At 58.4% G+C, this 2,395-nt stretch carries 3 protein-coding genes; all 3 read left to right on the top strand.

What is annotated here, in order from left to right:
- The first annotated feature begins 184 nt into the window (after window positions 1-184).
- The 3 genes from E2L08_RS16735 to E2L08_RS16725 all read left to right on the top strand — a co-directional run bounded on the left by E2L08_RS16735 (window position 185) and on the right by E2L08_RS16725 (window position 2,205).
- Entirely contained in the window at window positions 185-859 is a 675-nt protein-coding gene (locus E2L08_RS16735; protein WP_133398221.1) for a DNA methyltransferase, read from the top strand.
- A gap of 197 nt (window positions 860-1,056) precedes the next feature.
- On the top strand, window positions 1,057-1,248 hold the full coding sequence (locus E2L08_RS16730; RefSeq protein ID WP_133398220.1) for a YjzC family protein: 192 nt from the start codon (window positions 1,057-1,059) through the stop codon (window positions 1,246-1,248).
- Window positions 1,249-1,254: 6 nt separating this feature from the next.
- A complete protein-coding gene (locus E2L08_RS16725; protein ID WP_133398219.1) occupies window positions 1,255-2,205 on the top strand; it encodes a toll/interleukin-1 receptor domain-containing protein in 951 nt (316 codons plus the stop codon).
- The last annotated feature ends 190 nt before the right edge of the window (window positions 2,206-2,395 follow it).

Here is a 2,395-nt window from a genome sequence, read left to right as displayed (position 1 = left end):
AAAAGGGCCTGACGGCCCATCGCCCGTCAAGACCAAGCCCTGCGGGCGAAGGCCATGGGCCGTGGCTCGCCTTCGGCTGCGCCCGCACCACCCACCATGGCCTTCGGTCTGGACGGTCTCCCCCCCTCTCTTCGCCAGAGGGGCAGATCGGTTGCATGCGCAACCGATAACAGGAGTAAGACAAATGAAAGAATTTAACAAAATCATCAGTGGCAATGCCTTGGAGGTTCTAAAGGAAGTGCCAAGCGGGATAATTGATCTGGCCGTTACTGACCCGCCATATGGGGTGCGGTATCGAGACAGGACGGGGCGAAGCGTCAAGAACGACGACGATTTAAGCGCGGTGCTTCCGGTTTTTGGCGAACTCTACCGCGCCATGAGGCCGAACAGCTATTGCATTTCGTTCTATGGCTGGAACAGGGTTGATGAATTCATGAAGGCCTGGAAGGACGCGGGATTTACCGTGGCCGGACATATCGTCTGGACGAAAGATTACAGCTCAAGAACAGGCGTTCTCAAATACCACCATGAGCAAGCCTATGTTTTGGCGAAAGGACGCCCTGCGAGGCCAGCCGCGCCAATCGCAGACGTGCAGCATTGGACGCGCACGGGCAACCGCGCCCATCCAACAGAAAAGGCCGTTGAAAGCTTGCAGCCGCTTATCAAGGCGTTTTCCAAGAGGGGCGATCTTGTCTGTGACCCTTTTTCTGGCTCCGGTAGTACGTCAGTTGCCGCCGCGCTGTCTGGCAGGCAATACCTCGGGATTGAGTTGGAAGAAAAGTATTGCGCCCATGCGCGCCAGCGCCTCGCAGGCGTTAACCGCTATCTCCAAACCCGCCCAGACGCTCTAGCCGCCTGACCACAGCCAAGCGAAGGACGCCCTGCCGCCCCCGTCTGGCGGCGGGGCAAAACGTGCTGCGATCCAGGAGGGAAGACAAAAATCGCGGCTGACCGATGGTCAGCCGCGCAACAAGAGTGTTCTCTTTGTGCTCCGGCTTCGCCGTGATATATTGCGAATCTCAGAGAGATTCACACAGGATGTAGCACAGAACGACCATGGCCAAGACATACAAACCGGGCGAGAAGGCACCGCGCAGCGGTCAGTACGAAATGACAGGTCCACGCGGCGGCGCGACGGGCATCGAGCGCACAGTGACGAAGGGCGAGCCGCTGCCCCCGCCGCTGAAATCCGGCCAACAGTACAAGATGGCCGATCCGACGAAGCACGGCGGCAAGAAAGGCAAGTAAGAGGCAGTGAAAGCATTTATCTCGTACTCTCACCGCGACAGCGGCGCTCTGGAGCGCCTGCATGTTCATCTTGCCTCGCTGAAACGCGAAGGGCGCATTGAAGCATGGTATGACCGCGACATTCTGGCCGGGGATGAACTGGACGCCGAAGTCAAAGAGCAACTCGAAAGCTGCGAGTTGTTCCTTCTCCTTGTCAGCCCCGACTTTCTGGCCTCCGACTATTGCGTGGAAACCGAGATGAACCGGGCGCTGGAGCGTCACGACGCGCGGCATGCCCGCGTGGTCCCGATCATCATCGAGCCCTGCGATTGGGCGGCGTCGCGGCTGCGTGCGCTCAAGGCTTTGCCGCAAGACGGCAAGCCGATCAGCGAGTGGACGAACCAGAACTTGGCGTACCTGAACGTCATTCAGGAGTTGCGCCGGATTCTGGATCACGAGCCGCCCGCATCGCTGCCAGGGTCCAGTGCGCCCGCCGCGCTGGACGGTGACGGGGTGGAGCAATCAGCGCCAGAGCGGCGATACCGCGTCCGGCGTGAGTTTGACGACATCGACAAGGCCGAATATCGGGAAGCCGCCTTCAAGGCGATCAAGTCCTATTTCCAGAGCGCAGTTCAGGAACTGAACAGCGTCGAGGGCTTGCGGGGACGTTTCACCGATCTTTCCGAAACGTCCTTTGGCTGCGTGATTGTCAATCGCGGGCTCGGGCGAGGAACGGCGCATCTCACCGTACACGGCGGACGCGGCAAACATCACTTCGGCGACGTCTACTATTCGTTTTCCGAAGACGCCGCCGAGAACACAGCGAATGGCTGGTTCAGTGTCGAGGCTGATGAGTATGAGCTTCATCTTAAAGGCTCGATAGGCTTCTCCCACAACGAACGCCGCATGAACCCAGAGACCGCCGCTGAAACGCTATGGGCGGAAGTTCTGCAACAAGCCGGAATATCGTATGACTGATACCGTCAGATTTCGATGCAATAATTGCGGACGCCGCTTCGAGACCGAAGTTCTGAGCGAGGCCGAGCAACGCGAGGCCCGCCTTCGTGACAGACCTACCTTTGCTGTGCAATGTCCTGAGTGCAAACGAACAGACATCCGACGAGGCTGGGAATAGATTACTAAACTTGAAGATAAAAAAACAAAAGGC

Source organism: Palleronia sediminis (genome assembly GCF_004358695.1).
GTDB classification, from domain to species: domain Bacteria; phylum Pseudomonadota; class Alphaproteobacteria; order Rhodobacterales; family Rhodobacteraceae; genus Palleronia; species Palleronia sediminis.
The sequence above is the reverse complement of the archived record's forward strand: the minus strand, read 5'-3'. Positions and strand labels throughout refer to the sequence as shown.